This is a genomic window from Rhodomicrobium sp., from assembly GCF_047605405.1.
Lineage (GTDB): Bacteria > Pseudomonadota > Alphaproteobacteria > Rhizobiales > Rhodomicrobiaceae > Rhodomicrobium > Rhodomicrobium lacus.
Genome location: NZ_JASGFR010000033.1, coordinates 1 through 25,000 on the forward strand (window position 1 = coordinate 1; position 25,000 = coordinate 25,000).

Genomic DNA, 25,000 nt, shown 5'->3' on the forward strand with positions numbered 1-25,000 from the left:
GCCACACCTCTTCACCCGAAAGACAGACCATCACACATTGGGACTAAACACCTAGTGGAGCGAATTTGACATTTGAGTCCCGGTGGCTGCGAGCTCTCGCTCAAATGTCAAATTCAAAAGCTCCACTAGAATCATGATGTTGCTAGTGGTCCTTTCGATTCCGACATTTGCTCGCAAGCGTGCTGCAAACGGATGCAAATGTCGGAATCGGACCACTAGCCGCCCTTACCCCTAGCGCAATCGAAGGGACCGTTTCCGCTCCGGCGGAAGCGACCCCGGCGTGCGCCTCCCGCATCCGATTTCGAGGCTCAGGAGCCATTCATGAAGATACTCTTCATCAATCCCACCTTCTTCGACGGCGACGCTTTCAAGAACCGCTATGCCGACTACGTGAACTGGATCCGGGGCGGCAATCTCTACGTCGCTCCGTTCGAGCCGCCGCTCGGCCTCGCATATCTCACGGCCTACGTGAAGCGGCTCGGCCATGACGTAACGCTGCTCGACATGCAGGCGCTGTTGATGGATTCGGAAGAACTGGGGCGCCGTATCAAGGCTGAAAAGCCCGATGTCGTAGGCATCACCGCCATGACGCCTACGCTCCCGGCGGCGCTGCGTGCGGCCGACATCGCACGCGCTCAGGTGCCCGCCTCGACAATTGTGCTCGGCGGCGTTCACCCGACGCTCGACCCGGAAACCGTCATCGGCCATCCATCGGTGGATTTCGTCATTCGCGGCGAGGGCGAGGAGGCTTTCTCGCAGCTTCTGCATGCGCTCCAAAACGGCGGCGATGGGCTCGGGCAAATCCAGGGGCTATGCTTCCGCACGTCAAATGGTGTGCACATCTCCGAGAAGGCGCAGCTGGGCGAGAACCTCGACAGCATCCCCGGCGCGGATTACGGCGCGTTCCCCGTCGAGCGCTATATCGAACACAATTCGCTGCTCCGCTCCGTGCGCGGCATCTCGATGATTGTCTCGCGTGGCTGCCCGTATAATTGCAGCTTCTGCGCCGTGCAGCAGACCATGGGCCGCAAATGGCGTTTCAAGTCGCCCGCGAAGGTCGTGGACGAGGTGATCCGTCTCCGGGACGACCACGGCATCGAAGGCGTATGGTTCAAGGACAGCATCTTCAACCTCAAGCCCGCATGGACGAAGGAATTCTGCCGCCTGATGGTCGAGCGGAAGGTCGGCATCGAGTGGCAGGCGCTGACGCGCATCAACCTGCTCGACGAGGACGAACTCATCATGATGAAAGAGGCGGGCCTCACGCAGATCGACCTCGGCATCGAGTCGGGCTCGCCGAAGAGCCTTGTGCGTCTCAACAAGAAGATCACGGTCGACCAGATCAAGGAGAAGGTCGCGCTCGCGAAGAGGCATCTGCGGGTGTTCGGCTTCTTCATGATCGGCATTCCGGGAGAAGACGAGGACGATGTCCGCCAGACTTTCGAACTTGCGAAGTCGCTCGAACTCGACCGCTGGAGCTGGAGCATATATTCGCCCCTTCCGGGCTCGCCGCTTTACGACGAACTCATCGCAGAGGGACGGATCAAGCCGTTCGCGCTCGAACACACCCGTGTTCACTTCACGGAAGCCTATGAAGGTATCTGCTCGATCCCTTCCGCTCGCCTCAAGGAGCTTTACGGCGAGATCAACGAGCATTTCGCAACGCGGCGGCTCCAGCATCTTTGATCATCGCCCGCGAGCGAATGGCGGTCGGCAAAATCGTAGGGGCTTCGATGAGCAGAAAGCTGAACAAGAGGAGGCCAGACTTCTGGACAGCGCAAGCATTTGAAGCAGAGGCAGCGCTCACATTCTTCGAGCCACACTTCAAGGCGGGCAGCTGCAGTTGAATTCAGAATTGGGAGAAAGCCCCACGCGAAATTGGAAGCGCTCCGTGCCCCAACCCTGCTAAGCTGCCGTGCGAAGGGACTGATCTCATGACGCTGACAACGGGGCAGCTGCACCACACGCTCACAACGGTGCTTGGCTTGACGAAACGGGAGGGCGGTTTCAGCTACCGCCTGATCGGCACGGCCGCCGACCTGCTGCGCGGGGTGCCGATAGAGCCCGGCGATGTCGACTTTCTGGCGAGCGCGCGTGCCGATGTCGACACTTTCGCGCGGGCGCTTGCCGCCTATCGATGCCTGACCCCGCCGACGTGGATGCCCTGTTGCCTGCAATATTACGCGGCGTTCGAGGTGGACGGCGTCCAGGTCGATGTCAGCACCGTCGAGTCTCCGTCGCAGTCCACCTTCATCGAGGCCTTCGGCAACGGCCCCTGGACGCATTTTTCCGAAATCGCCGTCGGCGACAAGCGCGTCGCGGTGGTGGCGCCCGAACTGCGGCTGGCGACCGAGCTTTGCCGCGACCGCAAGGACCGGGCCGAGATCATCGCCCGCTGGATGCGCGATCATGGCTGCGACGCGCCGCTTCTGAGGAACGCCATGGAAGCGCGCGGCATCGACGCGGCAACGCAGTCGTCCGTGATGGCGACCATCCGCGAGGCGAACTTGAGGTTCGTGACTGATGGAGAAGCGGATCGGTGAATCCGGCTCCATCCCATTAAATCAGACCGTTCCGGTCGAATGCGCACCATTGCGCAGCCGCCAGAAGATGCCGTTCAGAACGCGGCGGTCGTCCGCACGCGTAAAAGCCGCGCGGCTTGTTCGGCCTCCGGGCCGACATTCCCGCCCGTTACGGCCCGCACAGCGTCGAGAAAGGGCGCCGCGCCGGAGTGCCGTCAGATCGAAGCGCGCCCTGAGATACTCCCTCGTTTGGAAGTCGGAATCGCATGCGCCCGATTTGGCGAATCCCTTTTATGGGTATGCCATCTAAACCTGCTTCAGGATTTCCGCTACGAGAGCCGCCGCTGCGGGATCGTAACCGCGTCTCGGTCGCGGGAGATCGATGTCGATGTCGAGCGCAAAATCGCCATCCCGCAGCACAAGAACCCGGTCGGCGAGTGTGACCGCCTCGGCGACATCATGCGTGATGAGCACGGTCGTAAAGCGGTGCTCCTGCCAGATTCGCTGGGTCAGTTGATGCATCTCGGCGCGCGTGAGCGCATCGAGAGCGCCGAACGGCTCGTCCAGCAGCAGGATGCCGGGTCTCGATACGAGGGCACGAGCCAGCGACACACGCTGACGCTGCCCGCCTGAAAGCACCGCCGGCTACTCCTTCTCGCGGCCCGAAAGGCCAACATCGGCGAGCGCGGCGGCAGCGTCTTCGCGCCAGTTCGGTTCGCGGCTTATGCCGACATTTCCGATCACGGTTTCCCAAGGCAGAAGCCTCGCATCCTGAAACAGGAGGCGCACGCTTTTCTGGAGCCCGCTCGCGGGCTTGCCGTCGATGACGACTTCGCCCGATGTCGGCGCGTCGAGACCGGTGATGAGGCGCATGAGTGTGGTCTTGCCGCCGCCCGAACGTCCGACGATGGCAACAAACTGCCCGGCAGGTATCTCGATGTCGATATTCTGTAGCACCTGCCGATCGCCGAACGACTTGCCGACAGCGCGGAAGGCGAGCGAAAGCCCCTCGACCCCCGGCGCCGCCCGCGACTTCGCCGAAGCGGACGCGCCACTTTCCTCTTCGGAAGCAGCGCAAGCCGGCTCGGAGACAGACCTGTGGGTTGCGAGACGGCCGAATGAGCCTTCGGCAAGGGTCATGCGATCACCTTTTGATAGGATGGATGCCAGGCGAGAGCCCGCTGTTCGAGCGCGCGCGTAAGCGCGTCGGCGACTTTGCCGAGTACGGCGTAAATGATGATGCCAAGGAGCACGACATCGGTCTGGAGAAATTCGCGGGCGTTCATGGTCATGTAGCCGATGCCCTCCGACGACGCGATGGTCTCGGCCACGATGAGCGTCAGCCACATGATGCCGAGCGCATAGCGAAGTCCGACCAGCACAGATGGCAGCGCGCCCGGCAAGATCACGCGCCGGAACAATGCGAACTGCGACAGGCCATAGACACGCGCCATCTCGATCAGACCCTTGTCGACGGTGCGGATGCCATGGAACGTGTTGAGGTAGATCGGAAAGAACACGCCAATCGCCACGAGGAAGAGCTTCGCCGCTTCGTCGATCCCGAACCAGAGAATGACGAGCGGAATGATGGCGAGGTGGGGCACGTTGCGGATCATCTGAAGGAGCGAATCGAGCAGCGTCTCGGCGGTTTTGGAAAGGCCGTTCAGCACGCCAAGAAAGAAGCCGATGGAGCCGCCGATAAGGAGTCCGGTGAGCGCGCGCTCGGTGCTGATTGCGGCATGATGGAACAGGGCGCCGGTCTTGGCCGTCGCCCAGAAGGCAACAGCAACATCGCTGGGTGCGGGAAGAACGCGCGCCGGGATGAGCCCTGTGCGGCATCCAGCCTCCCAGATCGCAAGCAGGAAAATGGGCAGCGCCCAGGGAGCCAGCGTCCGGCCGACATACCGCGCGGCGCGCCTCGCCGGGCGAAAGCTTTCTTTCGGTGCCGCGCCGATATCAGTTCCGTTGGAAAAATCCTTCCCGGTCGCGACCGCAGCGCCTCGGATGTCGGTCTGGTTCGCGTGGATGTTCACTGCGTCCTCCCGGGTTCGCGCCTCTGACCATCGGCAACGATTTCGCCGAACGGCCCGGTGTTGATTGCGACCTTGGCCCGCCGCTCGCCCCCGGCTATCGGGAGCAGCGGCAAAAGCAGCTCCGATACGCGATAGGCTTCTTCGAGATGCGGATAGCCGGACAGGATGAAGGTATCGATGCCGAGCGCGCTATATTCGAGGATGCGGGCGGCAACGGTTTCAGGATCGCCCACAAGCGCAGTTCCCGCACCGCCGCGTGCCAGACCGACACCGGCCCACAAGTTGGGACTGACTTCGAGCTTGTCGCGCCGCCCGCCATGCAGCGCCGCCATGCGGCTTTGTCCGACTGAATCCATGCGGGAGAAGATCTTCTGCGCGGCTGCGATTGTCGCGTCATCGAGATGCGAGATCAGCTTTTCCGCTTCGGCCCATGCCTCGGCTTCGGTCTCGCGCACGATGACATGCAGCCGTATGCCGAAAGACAGTGTCCGGCCCCGAGCGCTTGCCGCCGCGCGAACCGTCGCGAGCTTTTCCGCGACCTGCGCGGGCGGTTCGCCCCATGTCAGGTATTTGTCGACTGTCTCGGCTGCGACGGAAATCCCGGCCTCGGACGAGCCGCCGAAATAGAGCGGCGGTCCCTTTTCCTGCACCGGCGGGAACAGCAGCCTCGCGTTTTCGACGCGGATATGGCGCCCTTGATAGGTGACGGCGTCGCCTGCGAGCAACGCGCGGTAGACGTGGAGGAACTCGCGGGTCACGTCGTAGCGCTCGTCGTGAGACAGGAAGATGCCCTCTCCCTTGCTCTCCACGGGATCGCCACCCGTCACGACGTTGACGAGAAGCCGCCCGTTCGATACGCGGTCGAGGGTAGCGGTCATGCGCGCGGCAACAGTGGGCGACTGGAGCCCCGGTCGCACCGCCACGAGGAAGCGGAGCCGCGTGGTCAGCGGAGCGAGAGCAGACGCCACAATCCAGCTATCCTCGCAGGTGTGTCCCGTCGGGATGAGTACGCCGTGAAAGCCGAGATCGTCGGCGGCCTGCGCGACCTGGCGCAGATAGGAAAAATGGGTATCCCTGCCGCCGATGGCAGAGCCGAGATATCGGCCATCGCCATGCGTCGGCAGGAACCAGAGGACGTTTAAGGCTTCGGTCACGAGCCCGCCTTCCAGACGGCCTCGGATACGGTGATCGGCTTCGGAAGAAGGCCGAGCGCGAGGAAGGTGTCGGCGATATTCTGCTGGGCCTTCACCACGTCGTCGCTGATCGGCACGATGCCGTAGCCCTGCCGTTCGAGCGCGACCTCAAGGATCGGCGCGGGAACGCTCGTGGATGCGCTCAGTTGCGCTGCTGCCGCCTTCGGGTCGGTTTTGACCCAGGCGTCGACGCTGCGCAGTTCTTCGATCACGGCCTTGACCGCATCCGGATGCTCTTCTGCGAGCTTCTTCGTCGCGAAGTAGAACTGATAATTGTCGACGAGCCCCTTGCCGTCCGCCAGTTGCCGGGCGCCAAGCGTGACTTCTGCAGCTGCCTGGAACGGATCCCAGATCACCCACGCGTCGACCGCGCCCTTTTCAAAGGCCGCGCGTGCGTCGGCGGGCGTGAGAAACACCGGCGTGATGTCGGAATACGCCACCCCGGCCTTTTCCAGCGCTTTCACGAGCAGGTAATGCACGTTCGAGCCCTTGTTCAGCGCGACCTTCTTGCCCTTCAACTCTGCGACCGATTTGAGCGGGCTGTCCTTCGGAACGAGGATGGCTTCGCCGCGTTCCGCCGGAGGCTCATGGGCGATATAGAGGAGCGGCGCACCGGCTGCCTGGGCGAAGATCGGCGGGGCTTCGCCCGTGTTGGTGATATCGATCGCGCCCACGTTCAGCGCTTCGAGAAGCTGCGGCCCTGCGGGGAATTCCGTCCACGTGACCTTGTATCCGAGATCGCCGAGCTTCTTTTCGAGCGTGCCCTTGCTCTTCAGGAGGATGAGCTTGCCGTATTTCTGAAAACCGACGCGGACGGTCTTGTCCTGCGCGTCGGCGCTGCCGGCTGCGAAAACGGATGTCAGCGCGAAGGCGGAAGCGAGAAACGCCTTGCGGAGCGATAAGCGCATGAAGATCCCCAAAATTGACCAAAGGTGACGTAGCGGGACCACAATGAGGAAAAACGGGCAGGGCTGTCAAAACTAAAGTCGATGTATTATATGGAAGAACTCAGTAAATTCGCGTGCGGGCTGGAAGGATCTTGCTTCGCAACGACACATCGCGAGGCTCTGTTTTCTGAGAGAGAGGAGGCGCGTTGTCGCTCTCTCGCCACACCGACGGGATGAGAACGCTTTTCTTTTTTTGGCTGACGGTCGACTGTCGACCAGAAAAAATTAGATGATTACACTCAGTCGTGAGCAAAAAAAGGTGCGCCGCGCCAATTGGTCGAAAGCGTTTCGACTTCCAGGCGGCGATAAGGGCGCGTTCAAGACCAATGCCGGACAGAAGTCATCCTGCGCCGCCGCGCGCCTGGGGAAGCGCCCGGCGGCCCGGACTAGCGACCTGAAAGGCGCGTCACGCTTCGTGCCTTGGTGCAAGCCCCCGTCGACGAGCGAAAGGTGATCTGGCTCAGCCTTCACACAGATTCGGAGCGCGTGGCGCGCCGCAAGGCCGCTGCACGGGTGCCACTCGAAGGGCTTGGAGAGACCAGTCTCGCAGGCGATATGGCCGATGCGGAGAAGCGTTACGCCGCCGACGGAGAGGCCACGTATCGGCCTGCTCGGAAATGGTTGTGTTTCCACGCCCGCGTGCCCCAAAATTGTGGATCGGAGAGTCTGAAGCGACTCTATGGCGGAAAAGTGAATTGGAATAGGTGCTTACGGGAAATTTTGCGGCGAGAACTTGGCGGAGGGGGTGGGAGCCATATGCGATTCTCTGTAAGAGTTATCCATTTATTAACAATGGTTTACTAAAATAATCCGGAGCATTTTGTGCAGCATTAGGTGTAACAGGCTAGTGCTGTGCTGTTCGACGAATTTCACGAGCGCTCGACTGTCAGCGCGGCCTGCGTGACGATCTTCGCATCCTCCCGATGTCGGCGACGCTCCAGGGTGCGTGCGTCGCGCAACTTCTCGGCGATGCTCTCGTCCGGCGGATACCGAGGTCAGTGGGGTGAAATGTTGGCAACTGTTGCCAAAGCGAGTATCTTTTGACAGAAACAGGAGACACGGGGATGCCCACCCGCAACGTCAGCCTAACGCCGGAACAGGACGCCTTCATTGACGAGTTCTGGAGAAGGGCGAATACCGGAACGCCAGCGAAGCGATGCGTGATGCCATTCGCGCGTTGCAGCAGCGCCGGGCTCTGGACTCTCTCAAGCTCGACAAGCTTCGACTAAGCATTCAGGCAGGGGTCGCGGCCCTCGAACGCGGCGAGTATGATGAGGTCGACGATGCAGACCTCGACACCTATCTCGATGACCTTGCCGCGCCGGCGTCCCGTTGATCCCGCATGGCGCGCTATCGGCTTTCCGAACCCGCTAACGCCGACATCGCTTCGATCCTTAGGACCGGAGCGCCACGGTCGGCAGGCCCGCATCCGTTATCGCGCGCGTTATCGCGCGCTGCTCACCGCCTCTATGCGGCGCGTCGCCGCCGAACCCGACGGCGTTTCGACCTCCAATCGAGACGAGCTGCTTGCCGGAATTCGCAGCTTCCACATTCACCACAGCCGAACCGAAACCCGCGAGGCGCCGATCAGCGATCCGGTGCATGTGATTTTCTATCGCGCGGTCGAACCCGGCCTCGTTGAGATCGTCCGCGTGTTGCATGACCGCATGGAGCCAAGCCGGCATGTCGGCCAAGAGATTGAGGAACCGAAGAAGTAACTGGGAGAGCGCCGATCCGAAGACCGCCTTCCGGCGGAATATGGATCGCGACAAGAGACGAACATGGAGAACGATCATCACCGTCGATGACGCCCGATCGTTCCTGTCCGAACTGGCCGAAGAAATCCAAGCCCAACAAAGTCGTCACGCGCAGCGCTTTGCCCGATCTGCCGCCGGGCGGCGGCAAGTGAAGCGGCAACGTCAGCCGCCACCATCTTTCGCAATCCCTCCGCCGACGCTGGTCGGCGTGCCGAATTCAATCTCTGGAAAAGCAAGGCCGATTGTTGAGAAGGCTCTTGATCAATAGACTGATAGCACATAGACAATCATCAGTGAGGCGCTACGGCCCTCAATGAAACTCCTCAAACCGGTCCGAGCCAATGGTGACCCAATCAATCCGGCCATTTTCAGGGCCTTACCTTAGGCCAAGCGCGCCCTTTCGTGCGGGGCTCTCGGCGCCGCAAATCCACAGCGCTGTTTTCATCGCCGACACAGCGAAGATTTTGGGAGACGTGCATGTCGCGGAAGGCGTCAGCGTTTGGCATTATGCCGTCGTAAGAGGTGACGCCAACGCGATCCGGATCGGGCGGCGGACAAATATTCAGGATGGCGCAATCATCCATTGCAGAGCCGGTCATCCCGTCAGCATTGGCGATGAGGTCTCCATCGGACACGGAACCATCCTTCACGGATGCACGATCGCAAATCATTGCCTCATAGGACTTGGCGCGCGACTGCTCGACGGCGTGCGGCTCGCGGAAGAAACGCTTGTCGGTGCCGCCGCGCTCGTTCTCCCCGGCGTTGAGTATCCCCCGAATGTTCTTCTAATCGGCGCACCGGCCCGGATTGCCCGCCCGCTCACCGAGGGCGAGCGCCAGGAGATCAGGCTCAATGCCGAGCGCTACGTTTCACTCAGCAGAGCTTATGAGGCCGCGTAGCTCGCTGCCGCGAGTGCGCGCGGCGTCCAATGAAAGAAATGGCGGCGCGGCGCCTCATAGTGCCGCAATCCGCAAGCCAAAGAGTGGCGAAGGGGATCATGTGAGAAAGCGAAATTTGAGCCATTTTCTGACGAAGCCCCAAGGCAGGCGCGAAAACACGAATACGAATATGACATTTTCTATGCTGCGCGAGACCGCCGCAAGCTTAAGGGACGCAGCGGTGGCAAGAGGCACGGATGTGCAGGGGGTCGTCGAGCTTGCTGTCAATGAATGGCTTGCGCGGCAGACGGAAATCTCAGAGGCATCGCGATAGCAACGCAGCGCTCAGCGCCCGCTCGCCGACAATCATGAAAGCGGGATTGGTGCTCCGGCACGGTCTTCAAAACCTGCGGTTGTTCCAGTGCCGGACGATAAGCGGGCTTATTGAAATGACGTAACGAAATCCCGCCCTTCACCATGGGAGATCAAAAGCGGCGCTCAAGGATCTCGGGGCAAAGGTCGAAAGAGGCCGATTGCTGCCTTTCGGGTTGTTGGCAGGGACGTCCGTTCCTGAAGGGCAAGCGGCAGTGCTCGCGTGGCGTTCCAACTGCGAGAGGACAAAGCCATTTGGGCTCCGAAGTTCAACGGCACAAACGCCGCCATTGGTTTCAAGTCAGCCGTTTCGATCCCACACAAAAAAAGGCGGCGAGATGTCCCGCCGCCTTCGCAATAAAACCGTTGCCGATGCTTACCAGCGAATGCGCACGCCACCCGTCCCGGCGTAGCTCTCTCCGCGCTCCGCGAACTCGCCGTCGAAGGCAGCGAACACCGCCACGTCCTTCGAGATGTCGAGCTTGAAGCCAGCATTCACGCGCGCCACGTCTTCCGCCGCCGAAGCGCCGTCAATCCGGAAGGTCGAACCCGGCAGCGCAATGAACGACGCTTTGTTGTAGCGGTCGGCATTGAACTCATGCTCCCACGATACGCGAGCATAAGGCGTCAGCACCCAGCTTTCGATGAGTGTCGTCTTCGTGTCGATCTGGATGCCAAGGAAAGCCTTATCCGAATCGATGTCCACCGAACTCACGCGGAGTGCCGCGAGGTTCGAGCCGACAGCGGTCTCAGAGAAGGCGTCGTTTGAGAGTTGCGCCAACTGGTAGCCAGCAAACGGCGTCACAGTCACGCTGCCAGCGTTGTATTTGTAGCCAGCTTCAAAGCGGGAGATCCACTCATCGCTGGAGAAAGTGCCGCGCAGCTTGTCAACGCTACCGAGGCCATCGACGAAGCGGGTCGTCTTGTTGTCGAAATGGCCGTAAGCGATCGTGCTTGCGCCGTAGAAGTTGCCCCAGGTCGCCCGGCTGTAGAGAGCGATGTGGCCGCCTTCGCTGACGCCTGTCGTAGCACGGTCGTTAACGGAGAAGTTCGAGTTCGAGAAGCCGCCCGCGATACCGACGAGCAGGTTTTTGGTAGCCTGGTAGTCGATACCGCCCGCAACTCCCGAGGTGTGGTTCGACAGGTCGGCGCTGCCGACGCCTGTCTCGCCGTCGAGCGTGGCGTACTGGCCGAAACCGCTCGCCCAGATGCGGCCGCGGCTGGCGAGTGCGCCTTCATAGCCAGGCTCGTCCTTAAGGGACGCGGAGCCGCCGTCCTTGAGGCCGAACACGTCGTTGCGGCGGTCGTCAGCCCAGAAAGTAGCCTGGCCGAGCACCGTGGTCACAAACAGGTTGCCCGCGTTGAGCGCTGTCTGCTGTTGGCCGGTGATGCCCTCGCCGCCGAGCGACGTGAACGCCGCCGGAGCGCTCGCTGCGGTATTATTAGCGATAAGCGCGTTCAGGAATTGCGCGCCGGTCGTGCCGAAGTTACCCGCGTTACCCGCTGTATCTATGGCCGAAGCAACGGACTTCTGATTTTGAGTTTGAGCGGCATTTGCAAAGTGAGATTGAAGTATTACCTGCAATTGCGGATCGCCGACCACCGACAGCTTGCCGGTGAACAAGGCCATCAGGTTGCCGCTGGAGGAGGTGTCGACCGAAATCGACGAAACAACCCCGGCCGCAAGCTTGGAGCCATTGTAGTCGATCGCGTTGCTGTTCAGCAGGGTATAGGTCGTGCCTGGCAGGAAAACGCCCGTCAGTTGCACCTTCGACCCGGCCTTGAAGTCGGTCGTGCCATTGACGGTAAGGCCTTGATACGACGTCGTGCCGTTGCCCTTCGCGCCAAACGCGCCACCGCTCTTGATGGTGACATCACCGGTCACAGTGCCCGAACCGCCGAACACGCCGCCATTGCCGACCGTCACCGGAACGTTCAGCTTGTCGCCGCTGGCGAGAAGAAGCTTCGTCGTAATGCCGTTCGGATCGATGAAGTAGTTCGCGGCATCGTAGAGATTGATGCGCGACCAGTAGCTCAAATCTGTGCCGACGAAGGCGGTGATCGCATCCACTTCGGTGTTGGCAATGATCTGCTTGATCGTGTCAGTCGAAAGGTTGCCGTAGATGCCGCCCGTCGTCGTGGTGCCGATAAGCCCTTCAATCGCCTTGGCGGCCGTGCTGTCGCCGCCATAGACCGTCACGAGCAAGATGGAGGCATCCTTGCCATGCGTGTCGGTAAGTTCCTTCGCGATAGCCGTGGTAGGAAGGCCGTAGGTCAGACGCGCCCGGTAGGTGGCCGCGTTCTCGGCGGAATAAGCGTAGGGATCATTTGCCGTCGTGAGGGAGCTTTTCACGACATCGGCGAGGCTCGTGAACGACGTGCCGTTCTGCGAGTTCACCAGGCTGAGAAGTGTCGATCGATCACTATACGCGTTCGCAAAGGTCTGCTGGAAATTGAGCGCGGTCGTGCTGCCGACGGTATTGGTATTCTGGTAAGCCGGATCGGTCGCAGTCAGGAGTTGCGCCAATTCATACTGCACGAAAGAGCGGCTCGCGATGATGTCGAGCGCGTAGTGCACGCCGAGAACGATCCGGCTGTTTCCATATTCGGAAGCGCGAAGCAGCATGCTGTCGAACCGCTCGGGCACCAGCATGCCGAGCAGGATCGAGTCTGTGTAAGCGTAGGTAGTGTGGCCGCTCGGGAAGGCCGGGTTCGTGGTGAGCCCGTTCAATGCCGTCGGATCGAAGTTGTTGATCGCCGAAGAGACCTGATCGGGACGCGAGCTGCCGTATACGTCTTTACCAATGGCCGTATAAACCCCGGTCGGCGCGTAACGGAGGTCGTAAACGCTTGACGTGGTGTTCGGCAGGCCGTTGTAGGTCGGCAGCGTATAACCGGTGGGGGCAACGGCGGCGGTTGCCACGTAATTGGCGGGAGTTGTGGACGGGTTCGAGACCGCTCCGTTAGCAAAATAGGCCTTGGCAACACCCGCATCATTGCCGGTGAAGCCGAGCGCAGTCGTCAGCAGGGTGACGGTATTCGTCATCGTGGTCGTGGCACCGTTGCTGCCGACGCCCGTCTGATAGGCTGCGCCGAGCGCCACGCCATAGCCGCCGATCGCTTGTTGCGGAACGATGGTACTTGCCGCGCCGGTTGGTGTCGCTTGCGCAGGCAGGCCGCCGGCAAGATTGGCCGCCACACCGTATTTGGCGGTCGTGCCGTTTGCGAGCGTGATCGAATTCGATGTACCGCTCATATAGTTCTTGTCGCTGATGGCGAGTTCTTCCACCGTCAGCGTGTCTTTATGACCGTTGATGACGGCGACGCTCGCCGCATTGTTGTTGACGGCCACAGTCTGGCTCAGATTGAGGTCGAGCGTCTGCTGGCCGGTTGCGGTTCCGTTCAGCGAAAGGAACGGCGAGAGAAGATTGAGAACGTTGACATTTGCCACCGTGACGTTCGCAGCGGGAGCGGCAGCGACCGCCGGCGAGGAGAATGCAGCGGCGGCGATGGCAAGCGCAGCCGTGCTCATGAATGCGCCGAAACGGCGCGATGACTGGAAGGTCATTTGTGGTAGCCCTTGTGCCCAAAAGCGGATCTTGGATTTCCGCACAAGGGCAGATACGCCCGGCGCTATGCGGGCATGTGACAGCTCGGTGACGAGCGGCTTTTGCGCCGTACCTGTGGCGTTCGCACCACGAAGGTAGCGATATGGCGCCGTCCTGCTGCTCGCCTCCTTGCCAAGCTTTAAAACAGACTACGCTCCTCCCGACATCAGACTGATCCCAGAACACACCGTGAATCTTCACCGCGCTGAATGGCGTCGTTGCAGACCGCATGCGCTCGCTATTCAGCTATAGGTGTAGGGTATCTCGTGGTGGCCAAAAGGCGGATCAGGATCGGCGTGGCGCTTAGCTTGGCTGACCTTAACTTCTGGAAATAGTTGTAATGCAGGCGCGCTTTGTCCCGTGCGGTATTTCCGCTCACGACCCTCCGTTGCAGGGCGGAGCGTTGGCTCCGCCCGCCACCATTTAAATGTCGACCTGCTCGGAGATCGCAAGCGCGTCATCAACCTCGACGCCAAGATACCGGACCGTGCTTTCGATCTTTGTATGACCGAGGAGAAGCTGCACGGCGCGCAGGTTGCCGGTCTTCCGGTAGATCAATGTCGCTTTGGTCCGTCGCAGGGAATGCGTGCCGAAGAGGCTGGCGTCAAGCCCAACCATGGCGACCCAGGTCGAGACAAGACGCGCATATTGTCTCGTGGTGAAGCTCCTTTCTTCGCCGCGCCGGCCGCCGAACAGGAAGTAGCCAGGCTTCCTTTGCGTCACGCGCAGATACTCATCGACTGACTGTCGCGTCTGCTCGGTGATCTCGAAGCGTACGGGACGCCCTGTTTTTCGTTGCCGGACAGTCGCTCGCTCGACGGCGTATCCGTGCGGTGCGACATCCTCCACCTTGAGGGCAACCACATCGCAGCCTCGAAGCTTGCTATCGATCGCGAGATTGAACAGCGCCAGGTCGCGGGTTCGGCGTTGGAGTTGAAGTCGGGTTCGGATGGCCCAGACGTGTTTTGGCTGGAGGGGCGGCTTTGGTCCGACAAGCTTGCCCTTGTTCCAGGGGCGGCGCGATGCGCCACTCGCGTTGACGCTTTGACCTGTACTCATGGTCTCTCTCCATTTTGGGTGCGAGACTTGAGAGTGCCATGCCTATGCCGCCGCCGAGATCGGGCAGTGAAGAAACCGGCCGTTGGCGTCGGGCGCCAGCCAGATGCCGATTGCGATGCCGGTCAAGATCGAGAACAGGATGGCGAGAACGATCGACCCGAGCCAGGTCACGCGTCTCGCATCCCTGGCTGTGAGTTCGATCCTGGCGCGCTCGGCGGCGGCGGTGCCCGACAAGGCGTCCGTCAACTCAACCGTGGAAGACCGAACGGTTTTGGCCACGTAGTCGGCGGCGGCCGTGATGAGGCCTTCGCCGGATGTTTTTGCCGAAGCCGCCGCGCGCTCCATCGCATCGAGAGAGGCGTCGCGTTCGGCCTTCAGGATCGCATCGGCCTTCTCCAGATAGCGATCGGTGACAAGCTCAAGAAGCGTGAGCACCACAAACAACGGGTCGCCTGGCGCCAAGATGATCCTGTGGCGCTTGGCGACCTCGCCGATGAGCCGATGGATTTCCGCCTCCCGGTCCGGCTCAGAGGGCGATGATGGAGGAAAGCTGTCCATTCACTTCCCGTTCGACGAGCTGTAGCCTGGCCTTCGCCATGATGGTGAAGTCTTGTGACTCCCGCACTTCGGCAAACGACAAGCCCGCCGACATCATCTTTTTCACGTCGACGCCGAAGGTGTCCTTTTCGCTGAACGTGTGATCGGCAAGATGCACGATGGCCGAGATGCGCCCGGCGGAGCCCTTATAGATTTCGAGGTCTTCGAACCTGCGGCCGGCAGGCACCACGGGGCCGAAATGATCGTTGATCCACACCACGATCTCGACAGAAGGCGGCGTCTGGCCGGTAATGGCTTCGAGATTGGCGCTCGTTTCGCGGAAGGTCGAGCCGCCGGTCAAGATAATGTGGGCGACGAGCCTCTTGTCGGCGGAGCGGACGTGCTCGGGGACCTTGTTCTTCAGGAGATAGCGGTTCAGCTCAACGAAGGCTGATGCGCCCGTGTCGATGACGAAGTTCGCGTCGGTCGTGAGAAACTCCTCGGTGATGTCATCGAAAACGCGAGGGTTGATGGCATCGCCCTCCATGAGCTGGACACGCTTCACGCCAAGCGCGTGAAAGCTTGAAAACGACGCCGAGGTGGCATCGGCGTCGATGGCGATCACGGGCAGGCCCGCGGCCTGATAGGCTTGCACCAGTAGCACCGCGTGATGCGACTTGCCGACGCCGCCCTTGCTGTTCAAGAACAGATTGACCGCGCGCCGTGACTGCGAACCATTCTCCATGCGAAGATCTCCTTCAGTCGTATTTTTTCCTGTAGGCGTCCATGGGATCGAAGTGGAACGTCCGCTCTTCGGGCGGTCCGACATAAAGCGGCTTTCGAGGCCTGCCGTCGGCAGGAGGCGAAGGGCTCGCAACCCCAAGGCCTGGAAGCCCGACCGGGTCATCGTCATCGGAGGCCTGGTGGCGATACTCGCGGACCAGGCGGATGAATTGCCGGTAGCTGATCCCCAGCCGCGTTTTGTGCTTCGCGTAGATGCGCGACATTGGCGCCTTGCGGGTCAACTCGCCGGCAATTTCCGGAAGCAGCGCGGTGAACGCGATGCGCCCGTCCCCCCATTTCGCTCGTGGCTTCTCTTCTCCCTTCTCACGCTCGTACATGGCTTATAGACTATCACACGCCCCCCTCAAACTCAAACGTCGCAAAAGGACGAAGATCGTCAGAGAGGGACGAAGTCAGCCGAAGATCGCCACAGCTCGCTGAGCCTTTGCGTCACAGATGGACAAAGATCGCCAATGATGGACGGAGGCGGTCAAAGAAGGACAGAGACCGCCAAAGAGCGACAGAGATCGTCAGTGTTGGACGGAAGGTTTGGATGGCAAGATGTGTGATGTGGGCCCACATCGGCGAGGCCGATGCCCCCATCACGCCGTTCCTTACTCGCTTCGCTCGACGGAAGCGCGGTCTCTTGTCGAGACCGCCGCCAGAGGACTAACATGCGAGCATGGCGTATAAAATCCCGTTCGAGGCTCGAGATCGGACCCGTCCGCTGAAGACCTTTGTCAGTCCCAAAGAGCGCGTGGCGATCGAGACAAGAGCACAAGCCGCGGGCCTTTCGGTCTCGGCCTATCTGCGCGCGGCAGCCCTCGGCGTCAGGCTCACATCCGTCCACGACCAAAAGGCGATCCTCGCGCTGTTGCAGGTGAATGCCGACCAAGGCCGGCTTGGCGGTCTCTTAAAGCTCTGGCTTGTATCGCGAGCCGGCGTGGGGGCGGGGCCGGGCGAAGTCCGCCGCCTGTTGCATGACATCGAGACCGTGCAAATTCAGCTTCGCGCCCTTATTGATCGTCTATAAACTATGCATTATTCAAAGAGGTGGCGACGGGGATCACGCCATGGCGCGGCGGAAGAGCGGTTTCAGTGTGTTCGGGCAGCTTTCTTTTCTCGGCTTGTTCGAGCGGAAGGAGGCCGAGACACGAGATGAGCCCCAAGGTTTGAAGGACGAAGACCGCCTTGCAACAAGCGTGACGGCGGAACCCGGCACTCAAGATGATGAGAGAGGCCATGAGGATCGAGAGCAAGTTCGCGAGCCGGCGCAAGGGTTATCTGGCGCAGAGCCATCCCGCGCTTTACGCGGAGTTGGAGAAGACGGGGCAGTTGAACCAGCATCTGGACGAGATCGGCCGGCAAGCCCGCCAGATGATGGAGCGGATCTTCGAAGAGAAGAAGCCCGAGATCGAGGCGCTCAAGGACGCAGAGGAGAGGGAGATCAAGGAGACGCAAGCCTGGCTGATGGCCGAAGAGATCGCGCTCCACGAGGTGGTTCTGACGCTCTAACCTCGCCGGCAGCTGCGATCAGTGAGCGAGCGCGGCGCAATTACGCCATTACGGCCGCCGATGCGATCGGCCAGGGTACGCCGAAGGAGAAGGTTCGCGCCAATATCGAAGCGATCCGCATCCTCAAATCTCTCGAAGAGGACGCGCGCGAGCCGACCTCGGACGAAAAACGAGGCCTCGTTCGCTATACGGGCTGGGGCGCTTTCGCCCAGGCGATCTTCGACAAGAACCCATACAGCCAAGCGGCAAGGATTTGGGCTGCGGAACGCGCCGAACTGCAGGACCTCCTCACAGCCGAAGAATGGGCTTCGGCCAGGGCTTCGACGCTGAACGCACATTTCACCTCCGAAGCCGTTATCAAGGGCGTCTGGAGCGCGGTCGAGCAGTTGGGCTTTGATGGCGGCCGGGCGCTCGAACCGGCCGTGGGCGTCGGCCATTTCATCGGACTTGTTCCTGAGGGGCTTCGGGCCTGTACCGCTTGGAGCGCCGTCGAACTCGACCGGCTTTCGGGCCGCATCGCCAAAACGCTCTATCCCGGCGCCGATGTTCGGATCGAGGGCTTCGAGGACAGCCGCTGGCCGCAAGGCTATTTCGACCTCGCCATCTCGAACGTGCCGTTCGGCAATTACGGGGTGCGTGACGCGAAGCTTCGCCACCTTTCCATTCACGATTATTTCTTCGTGAAAGCCCTCGACAAGGTCCGGCCAGGCGGTCTCGTCGTGTTCATTACCTCGCTTTATACGCTCGACAAGAAGGCCGATGCCGCCCGCCGCGAGATGGCGCGCCGCGCCGACTTCCTGGGAGCGATCCGGCTGCCAGGCGGCGACAAGGGCGCGTTCAAGGCCAATGCCGGAACAGAGGTTACCGCCGATATTGTGTTCCTGCGCCGCCGCGCCGAGGGGGAAGCGCGCCAAGGCGGGTCAGACTGGCTCGACCTCAAAGCCATCGAAACGCCGGACGGCCCGATCGAGATCAACCGGTCTTTTGCCGACCATCCCGCCATGATGCTGGGCGAGATGCGCCTTGAGCGCGGCATGTATGCGAGCCCGACGCCCGTCCTGATCGGCCAGAGCGCGCCGGACGAGCTCAAAACGCAGATCGAACAGGCGGCGCGCGCACTTCCGAAGGACGCCTATCGCGGCCGCGGCGACAAGCCGGTGCGGTTGATCCTCGCAATCGACGCGAGCTTCCAGAAGGAAGGCGCGTATTTCATCGAGGCCGGCAAGGTCCACCAGCGCGTCGCCGGCATCGCCGAAGAGCAGGCGCTCAGCGCCGCCGACCGTTCCAAACTGATGACCCTCATCGAAATGCGGGACATGGTGAATGCGCTCCTGAAGCCGCAAGGCGCGTTTTCGGCTGAGGAACGCGAGGCGCTGAGAGCGCGGCTCAACGCGGCCTATGACCGCTTTGTCGCGCGCTGCGGCCCGATCAACCGCACCATCCAGACGGTCACGAACCGGTTCAAGAAAGACGGCACGCCGGTTGTGCTTAGGCGCATGCCAAACTTTGCCGCCTTCCGGGACGATCCCGACGCCTTCAAGGTCGCAGCACTTGAGGATTACGACGAGAGGGAGGACACGGCGGCGAAGACCGCCATCTTCAGCCGCGACATCATCCGGGAAGCGCCAGAGCCTAAGATCAGAAGTGCTACCGATGCGCTCGCCGTCTCCCTCAATGAAACAGGCCGCGTTGATCTTGCGCTGATCGCCAGAAGTCTGAACACGAGCGAGGAAGAAGCGAGAGACGCGCTCGATGGTGCGATCTGGCTCGATCCTGCGGGCGATGTCTGGCGCACCTCGGCCGATTATCTGTCGGGCGATGTCGTCCAGAAGCTCGACGACGCCCGTGTCGCGGCGAAGGATGACGAGCGCTACGGCAAGAACGTGAAAGCTCTCGAGCGCGTGCAGCCCGCCCCGCTCACGCGGGTCGATATCCGCATCCTGTGTGGCGCGCCCTGGGTTCCGGCGGGGATCTACCGAGCCTTTCTCACCGAGGCGCTGAGTGTACCTGCCGAGGCTCTGATCTTGAACGAGGTCTCGAAGAAATGGCAGTTCACGGCGAAGCCTGAGATCCCGGCCTCGACCGAGGCGCAATATGGCACGTCCCGCGCCAGGGCCTTCGACATCATCGTGGCGGGCCTCAACAATGGCGAAATCCGCATCTTCGATCCAGGACCCGCCGCCGATAGCCCGCCCATCTACAACGCATCTGCTTCCGAGGAAGCGAACGCGAAAGTCGGCGCCATCCGTGAGCTTTTCTCAGGCGCGCCCGAGACCGGCGTCGAAGGCTGGGTCTGGGCGGACGAGGAGAGGGCGCGCCAGCTCGAAGAGCTCTATAATCTCCGCTTCAACCGCCTGGTGCCGACCGTCTATGACGGCGCCCATCAAACCATGCCGGGCCTTGCCCGCTTCATCAATGCCGGCCCCAACCAAGAGCCTCGGCCCTTCCGGCTGCACCCGCACCAGCTGAACGCCATCTGGCGCGTGGTCTCGAGCGGCAACACGCTCATCGATCATGCGGTGGGCGCCGGCAAGACCTTTACCATGATCGCTGCAGGCCAGGAGCAGCGCCGTCTCGGGCTGATCCGCCGGCCCATGTATGTCGTGCCCAATCACATGCTGGAGCAGTTTGCCCGTGAGTTTCTGCAGGCGTACCCGGCCGCCGAGATCCTCGTCGCCGACAAGGAGGCAATGTCGAAGGACAAGCGCCGCGCGTTCAGCGCGCGCATGGCTGCCGGCGCCCATGACGCGATCATCATCACCCACGATGCTTTCGGGCGCATCCGCATGTCGGACGCGGCTTACGAGCGCTTCATTCGCGATGAGTTGGATGGCTTGAGAGATTTCAAAGCCAAGGCGGAAGCCGACGAGGGACGGGGATCGCCCACCGTCAAGGAGTTGGAGAAGGCGGCAAAAAGGCTCGAAGCCAAGCTCGAAAAGCTTCTCAATCAGGAGCGGAAAGACGATGGCATCACCTTCGAGGAACTGGGCGTCGATTTTCTGTTTGTCGACGAAGCCCATGCCTTCAAGAACCTCGCCTTCCGTACGCGGCACACCCGCGTGAAGGGCCTCTCAGGCACGGAATCCCAGCGTGCGACCGATCTCTATCTGAAAATCCGTTCTCTGGAGGAACAGCGGCCAGGCCGCGCGGCGGTGTTCGCCACGGGCACGCCCGTCTCGAACACCATCGCCGAAATGTACACCATGCAGCGCTATCTGCAGGGAAGGCTGCTTGCCGATTACGACATCGATGAATTCGATGCCTGGGCGGCAACCTTCGGCGACATCGTGACCGAGGTCGAGCTTGCGCCTTCGGGCCGTGGCTTCCGCACGACGCGGTCGTTTTCGAAATTCGTGAACATCCCCGAGCTGATCGCGCTTTACAGCCGCGTCGCCGACACGCAAACGCCCGAGATGCTGAATCTGCCCCGCCCAAAGCTAAAAGCCGGCCAAGTGACCGTCGTCGAAGCGGAGCTCTCGGAGCGAGAGCTTCACATGATGGACGAGCTTGTGCAACGCGCCGAAGCCATCAAGGGCAAGCGCTCTGAGGCAGGCGGCGACAACATGCTGAAGATCCTCGGCGAAGGCTTGCGGCTTGCGACCGACATTCGCCTGCTCGACGCGCAAGCGCCCATCAACCCGCACGGCAAGACGGTCGCTGCGGTGGAGCGCATCGCGCGGATCTGGAAGGATGGGACGAGGCCCGGACTATGCCAGATCGTGTTTCTCGATATGGGCGTGCCGAACTCCAAAGCGGGGATGAAAGCGCCGTCTGCCGGCGACGAGGAGTTCGTAGAGGATGAGGGCGGCAACGAAGCCGCCCTTCCCAACGAAATCGGCTCCTCCTTCAATCTCTATGAGGATTTGCGGACCCGGCTTGTGCAAAAAGGCATCCCGCGCGAAGAGATCGCCTTCATCCACGAAGCCGACAACGACATCAAGAAGGCCCGGCTGTTTGCCGCCGTTCGCGAGGCGCAGGTGCGCATCTTGATCGGCTCGACCGCGAAGATGGGCGTCGGCACCAATGTGCAGCGCCAGCTTGTCGCCATGCACCATCTCGACGCGCCCTGGCGGCCCGCCGATGTCGAGCAGCGCGATGGCCGCATCTTGAGGCAGGGGAACCTCAACTCCGAAGTCGAGATCATCCGCTACATTACGCTGCGCAGCCTCGACGCCTATCGCTGGCAGACGCTGACCCGGAAGGCGAATTTCATCGCTCAATTGCGGGCCGGCGCGCGCGGGGTTCGAACCGCCGAGGACATCGATTCCCCGCTTCCCGAAGCGGCCATGATCAAGGCGGCAGCCACCGGCAATCCGCTCATCATCGAGCACGCGGAGCTGTCCAAGGAACTGCGCGAGCTTGAGGCGGCAAAACGAGGCCAGGAGCGCTCCGTCCTCGCCGCCAAGTCAGCCTATGCGCGGCTCACCTCCAAGATCGCCGCTCACGAGACGGCGATCTTGGGCCTTGGCGCCGACGCCGAGCAGGTCCGCGCATCCGAAACAACAGCGTTCCTGCTCACCATCGGAGACCGACGGTTCTCGGAACGCAAAGCGGCGGGCGAAGCGTTAAAGGCGATCGTCCTCTCGAAGGCGACGCTTGCCGCCGGCCAGCCTCAAAAAGCTGCCCTGCAGGCGCGCCTTCGAGGGTTCAGGCTCGAAGCCTATGTTCGCTCTGGCGCGAACGGTCTCTCCTACACCATCGAGATCGAACGCAAGAGGGGCTACGCCAAACAGGAGTCCTATCTGTTGAGCGACGAAATCGATCCGGCTGGCCTCTTGCGCCGCTTTGAAAACTGCATCAAGCAAGTCCCGGCCGTGCTCGCTTCTGAAGAACAGGAGCTGTCGAAGGCCAGGGCCGATCTCCCAAGGCTCGAGCGCCAGTTGACGGCGACCGGCTTCGCCCGTGCTGATCGGCTCAACGCCGTAAAATCCCGGATCGCGGACATCGAGAAGGCTCTGCAGCCGGCGGCGCAGGGGGCGGCGAAGAACGGTGAAAGCACTGCGGTTCAAGGGGACACACCTGCTCATGCAGCGAGGTCATCGGTATCGAGCTTGGCTGGGCTGGAATACAGTCCACCAAGTCAGCGGGCCAAGATCGCGCTCCTCGACGCCGAGTTCAGTGAAACGCGAGCACGGCAGAACGGCCGTGGGCGATCGTAGTCTGAGACGGCGTATGTCTCTTTTGGGACTGCAGCGGCAATCGCCGGTAATGGACGCAGCGATTCAGGTTCGACCTTCGGCTCACCGGTTGCTGTCCGCAATTTGCGCTTTTGCATAATCGATTTCCGCGAATTCCTTCGGGAAGGCTTCCTTTGTCAGCACCGTGAGCGCCGCGTCGTATGCCTCGCGCGCGCGCGAGAGATTTTCCGAAACGTCGCCTGTGCCTCGCACGGTGTAGGCCTCTCCAAGCTTGCGTTCTGCCATGGCCCAGTCAACGTGCGCACCGCTGTCCGCGAGGATCGGAAGAGCCTCTTTGACCATGAGGATCGCGGCTTCGGCGTTTTCCGCACTATCGCCCTTCAGCCGTCCGAGCGTGAGGCGCGCGCCTGCGGCCAGGGCGACGCCGCATGCCGTTCGCCGCTCCTCATCGCCGCGCAAGGCGGAGGCGGCCGCGTCATAGGCCGTGATCGCGCGTTCCTTGTTATCGAGGGGATCGCCTTCTCCGCGCCGCTCATAGGCGCTTGCGAGGAACAATTCGTCTGCCGCCCACGCCGCCGAATTTCGCTCTCGCAAAGGAAGCGCTGTCTCAAGGGCGTTCACCGCTTCCTCGATCCGGGTCCCATTACTTCCAGACCGAAGCAGGATCATCTGAGCAAGCCCTTCTTCGGCTGCGGCAAAAGCCGCCTTCTTTTCCCTGAATTCGGGTACGGCGAGCGCATCCTCAAACGCCGCGATGGCTTTTTCGACGTTCTCCGCCGTGGTGCCGTCGCGCCTGTGCATGTACTCGATGCCGACGCGCTGCCTTGCCAGCGCCCATTCAAGCGGATAAGCCTCTCTGGAAAAGACGCGGGTGAAATCCCGATATTCCAGCTCGTTCTCGTCGATATAGCGGCGAACCTTGGCTGCGGCGCCCGCGCTGCCGAGCGTCGCCTTGAAGGTCAGCATCTCGCCGCCACGGAAGACCGTGAGATCGACATCCTCGCCCGCCTTGTGAGTGCGAAGCGCGGATTGCAACGTTTCGCCGAAAGAAAGCCATACTCCGTCGACCGCGACGATAGCGTCGCCTGCCTTGATCTCCGCCTTGTCCGCTGGCGATCCGGGGATAACGAAAATGACGGCGACAACCTCAACGCTTGGAAAGCCGAGCGTCTTCTGCGTCTCAGCGGCGAACCTCCCATGCCGCACCCCGAGCCATCCCTGATCGTCAGTCGGCGGTTCAGACGCTTGCTGTTTTTCTCGGCAGAATGGCGGCTGATCGAAATAGGTCTTGAAACAGGGGTCTCTAAATTTTGCCGGACGAGCGGGTTTCGCAGGTCGTGGGGTCGATGCCCGATCGAGTGCAGAAAGCCGGGCGGCTATCGCAGGGGGAAGCCGATTGGGCGAAGCGGTTCGAAGGGGATTATTATTCGGAGTGCAAAATGCCGGGAACTTATCACCGTAGGACAACGCACACGGACTGATGAACTCCGGTTTCGGAGGAGGTGTATCCTGCGGCGGTTGCGTCGAGACATCGGAGGTCTTCGACGGCGGCACAGAGGCGGTCCGGCGCGCCGAACAGAACGCTGGGAACTTGTCTGCGATAGCCGGATCGCAGGGGTCCACTGTTTGCAGATCGGGACGGCCTCCCGCGGCGAGCGCCGCGGGACTATAACCACGCGAAATCTTTGAAGTCAGAATAAGCGGGGACTGTTTCAGCGTGAAGATGGTCCGCGTGGCATAGGAGATCCAGAATCGGTTCGAAGCCATGAAGTCGCGGCCGAACAGCATTTCGCCTTCAAGAAAGCCGATTTTCAACACCGCAAGTCTCCGGTTGAAGATTGCGATTCCTGCTCCCGCGAGTTTGCCGAACTGCGAGGTCGGAAGAGCCGCGCGGACCGCGCCGACGCCGACGAAGGGTTGCGTCTCTTCGAGTTTCAAAACCTTGCTCGTCACGCCAAGCCGAGCCGCCGCTTCCCGCGAGAGAGCGCTTTCCGTCGCCCCCGTGTCGAAAATCGCCTGAAACCGCTTGCCGTCGACATCGACCGGCAGAAGAACGTTGCGCCGCCATGTGACGGTCATCGGTGTGGCCGTATAGCCGGCGGGCCATTGCGGGATGACCGTCGTGCAGCCTCTCACGCTGTAGAGCGTCAAGGTCTCCTTGAGAAAATCGAATTCGACATCGTAATCGGAGAGGATGTCGCGGCCGAGAAGGCCCGAAACGGGATTCGAGGGGCTGCGATTGGCGATGGCGAGTACGGGAACGCTTTTCCAGCGATGATGAGCGCCGCCAAATTCGAGATCCTTGATGAGCACGTGATTGGCGGTGAGGATCGCCGTCGTGCCGTAAGCACGAGTTCTCCTGTCCCAGTCGCGCATCAGATGGAGGCGCGAGGCCGCATCCGGCGTTATGATTGTGCTTGCGCCGGTATCGAGGCCGAGCGTCACCTTCTGACCGTCGATCTCGGCCTCCACGGTCCGCATGCCGCCACCCCAGCCGAGTTTCAGCGTGGCTTTTTTCTCGACAATGCAGTCGGCTGGTTTCGCGTGCGCCGCTTGCGAGAGGCCGAGCACGACTAAAAGGAGCAACCATCGCAAAAAGAACGAATGCGGTTCGTGGAGCATGGCAAGGCCGTAAAGTGGGTTTCGGGCAAGGCATTA

The 25,000-nt window shown here is 61.5% G+C and carries 18 protein-coding genes and 1 pseudogene; 9 read left to right on the forward strand and 10 right to left on the reverse strand.

Annotated features, from left to right (window positions below; all coding sequences use genetic code 11):
* Positions 1-321 precede the first annotated feature (321 nt).
* Positions 322-1,686 (forward strand): B12-binding domain-containing radical SAM protein, encoded by a 1,365-nt coding sequence (locus tag QM659_RS12975; RefSeq protein WP_415188716.1) that lies wholly within the window; start codon positions 322-324, stop codon positions 1,684-1,686.
* 248 nt (positions 1,687-1,934) lie between these two features.
* Complete coding sequence (locus QM659_RS12980) at positions 1,935-2,543, forward strand: hypothetical protein (protein ID WP_415188717.1); 609 nt, start codon at positions 1,935-1,937, stop codon at positions 2,541-2,543.
* A gap of 285 nt (positions 2,544-2,828) precedes the next feature.
* Here QM659_RS12980 and QM659_RS12985 read toward each other — a convergent pair.
* The 4 genes and pseudogenes from QM659_RS12985 to QM659_RS13000 form a co-directional block, all read right to left on the reverse strand.
* A pseudogene (locus QM659_RS12985) lies at positions 2,829-3,662 on the reverse strand (ATP-binding cassette domain-containing protein).
* A complete protein-coding gene (ssuC, locus tag QM659_RS12990; RefSeq protein ID WP_415188718.1) occupies positions 3,659-4,555 on the reverse strand; it encodes an aliphatic sulfonate ABC transporter permease SsuC in 897 nt (298 codons plus the stop codon). The pseudogene QM659_RS12985 and the gene ssuC overlap by 4 nt, the downstream one beginning before the upstream one ends.
* Positions 4,552-5,709, reverse strand: coding sequence for an FMNH2-dependent alkanesulfonate monooxygenase (gene ssuD, locus QM659_RS12995; protein ID WP_415188719.1), 1,158 nt, complete (start codon positions 5,707-5,709; stop codon positions 4,552-4,554). Before ssuD ends, ssuC begins: the two co-directional genes overlap by 4 nt.
* Positions 5,706-6,656, reverse strand: a complete 951-nt coding sequence (locus tag QM659_RS13000; RefSeq protein ID WP_127076678.1) for a sulfonate ABC transporter substrate-binding protein — start codon at positions 6,654-6,656, stop codon at positions 5,706-5,708. The genes ssuD and QM659_RS13000 overlap by 4 nt, the downstream gene beginning before the upstream one ends.
* Before the next feature lie 1,195 nt (positions 6,657-7,851).
* On the opposite strand from QM659_RS13000, the gene QM659_RS13005 reads away from it, so the two are divergent.
* The 4 genes from QM659_RS13005 to QM659_RS13020 all read left to right on the forward strand — a co-directional run bounded on the left by QM659_RS13005 (position 7,852) and on the right by QM659_RS13020 (position 9,351).
* Positions 7,852-8,031 (forward strand): hypothetical protein, encoded by a 180-nt coding sequence (locus QM659_RS13005; RefSeq protein ID WP_303485848.1) that lies wholly within the window; start codon positions 7,852-7,854, stop codon positions 8,029-8,031.
* Between the two features lie 133 nt (positions 8,032-8,164).
* The gene (locus QM659_RS13010) at positions 8,165-8,413 is read left to right on the forward strand and encodes a hypothetical protein (protein WP_415188731.1); all 249 of its coding nucleotides are present in this window, start codon (positions 8,165-8,167) and stop codon (positions 8,411-8,413) included.
* Entirely contained in the window at positions 8,355-8,720 is a 366-nt protein-coding gene (locus QM659_RS13015; protein ID WP_415188734.1) for a hypothetical protein, read from the forward strand. Before QM659_RS13010 ends, QM659_RS13015 begins: the two co-directional genes overlap by 59 nt.
* A 205-nt stretch (positions 8,721-8,925) precedes the next feature.
* On the forward strand, positions 8,926-9,351 hold the full coding sequence (locus tag QM659_RS13020) for a gamma carbonic anhydrase family protein (RefSeq protein ID WP_415188732.1): 426 nt from the start codon (positions 8,926-8,928) through the stop codon (positions 9,349-9,351).
* Positions 9,352-10,078: 727 nt separating this feature from the next.
* On the opposite strand, the gene QM659_RS13025 is transcribed toward QM659_RS13020, so the two are convergent.
* The 5 genes from QM659_RS13025 to QM659_RS13045 form a co-directional block, all read right to left on the reverse strand.
* Positions 10,079-13,270 (reverse strand): autotransporter domain-containing protein, encoded by a 3,192-nt coding sequence (locus QM659_RS13025; protein ID WP_415188720.1) that lies wholly within the window; start codon positions 13,268-13,270, stop codon positions 10,079-10,081.
* A gap of 463 nt (positions 13,271-13,733) precedes the next feature.
* Positions 13,734-14,369 carry a tyrosine-type recombinase/integrase gene (locus tag QM659_RS13030; RefSeq protein WP_415188721.1) on the reverse strand — a complete coding sequence of 212 codons (636 nt, stop codon included), beginning with the start codon at positions 14,367-14,369 and terminating at the stop codon, positions 13,734-13,736.
* Between the two features lie 42 nt (positions 14,370-14,411).
* On the reverse strand, positions 14,412-14,927 hold the full coding sequence (locus QM659_RS13035; RefSeq protein ID WP_415188722.1) for a hypothetical protein: 516 nt from the start codon (positions 14,925-14,927) through the stop codon (positions 14,412-14,414).
* Positions 14,896-15,651: a conjugal transfer protein TraL gene (locus QM659_RS13040; protein ID WP_415188723.1), complete on the reverse strand. Its 756-nt coding sequence runs from the start codon at positions 15,649-15,651 to the stop codon at positions 14,896-14,898. The genes QM659_RS13035 and QM659_RS13040 overlap by 32 nt, the downstream gene beginning before the upstream one ends.
* A gap of 13 nt (positions 15,652-15,664) precedes the next feature.
* Positions 15,665-16,027: a hypothetical protein gene (locus QM659_RS13045; RefSeq protein ID WP_415188724.1), complete on the reverse strand. Its 363-nt coding sequence runs from the start codon at positions 16,025-16,027 to the stop codon at positions 15,665-15,667.
* 344 nt (positions 16,028-16,371) lie between these two features.
* Between QM659_RS13045 and QM659_RS13050 the strand changes: the two genes are divergently transcribed.
* From QM659_RS13050 to QM659_RS13060, 3 genes are all read left to right on the forward strand, one after another.
* Positions 16,372-16,722, forward strand: coding sequence for a plasmid mobilization protein (locus tag QM659_RS13050; protein WP_415188725.1), 351 nt, complete (start codon positions 16,372-16,374; stop codon positions 16,720-16,722).
* 194 nt (positions 16,723-16,916) lie between these two features.
* On the forward strand, positions 16,917-17,204 hold the full coding sequence (locus QM659_RS13055) for a TnpV protein (protein ID WP_415188726.1): 288 nt from the start codon (positions 16,917-16,919) through the stop codon (positions 17,202-17,204).
* Between the two features lie 386 nt (positions 17,205-17,590).
* Positions 17,591-22,363, forward strand: a complete 4,773-nt coding sequence (locus tag QM659_RS13060) for a DEAD/DEAH box helicase family protein (protein ID WP_415188727.1) — start codon at positions 17,591-17,593, stop codon at positions 22,361-22,363.
* A gap of 81 nt (positions 22,364-22,444) precedes the next feature.
* Here the strand turns inward: QM659_RS13060 and QM659_RS13065 are convergent, their stop codons facing one another.
* Positions 22,445-24,937, reverse strand: a complete 2,493-nt coding sequence (locus tag QM659_RS13065) for an aspartyl protease family protein (protein WP_415188728.1) — start codon at positions 24,935-24,937, stop codon at positions 22,445-22,447.
* Positions 24,938-25,000 lie beyond the last annotated feature (63 nt).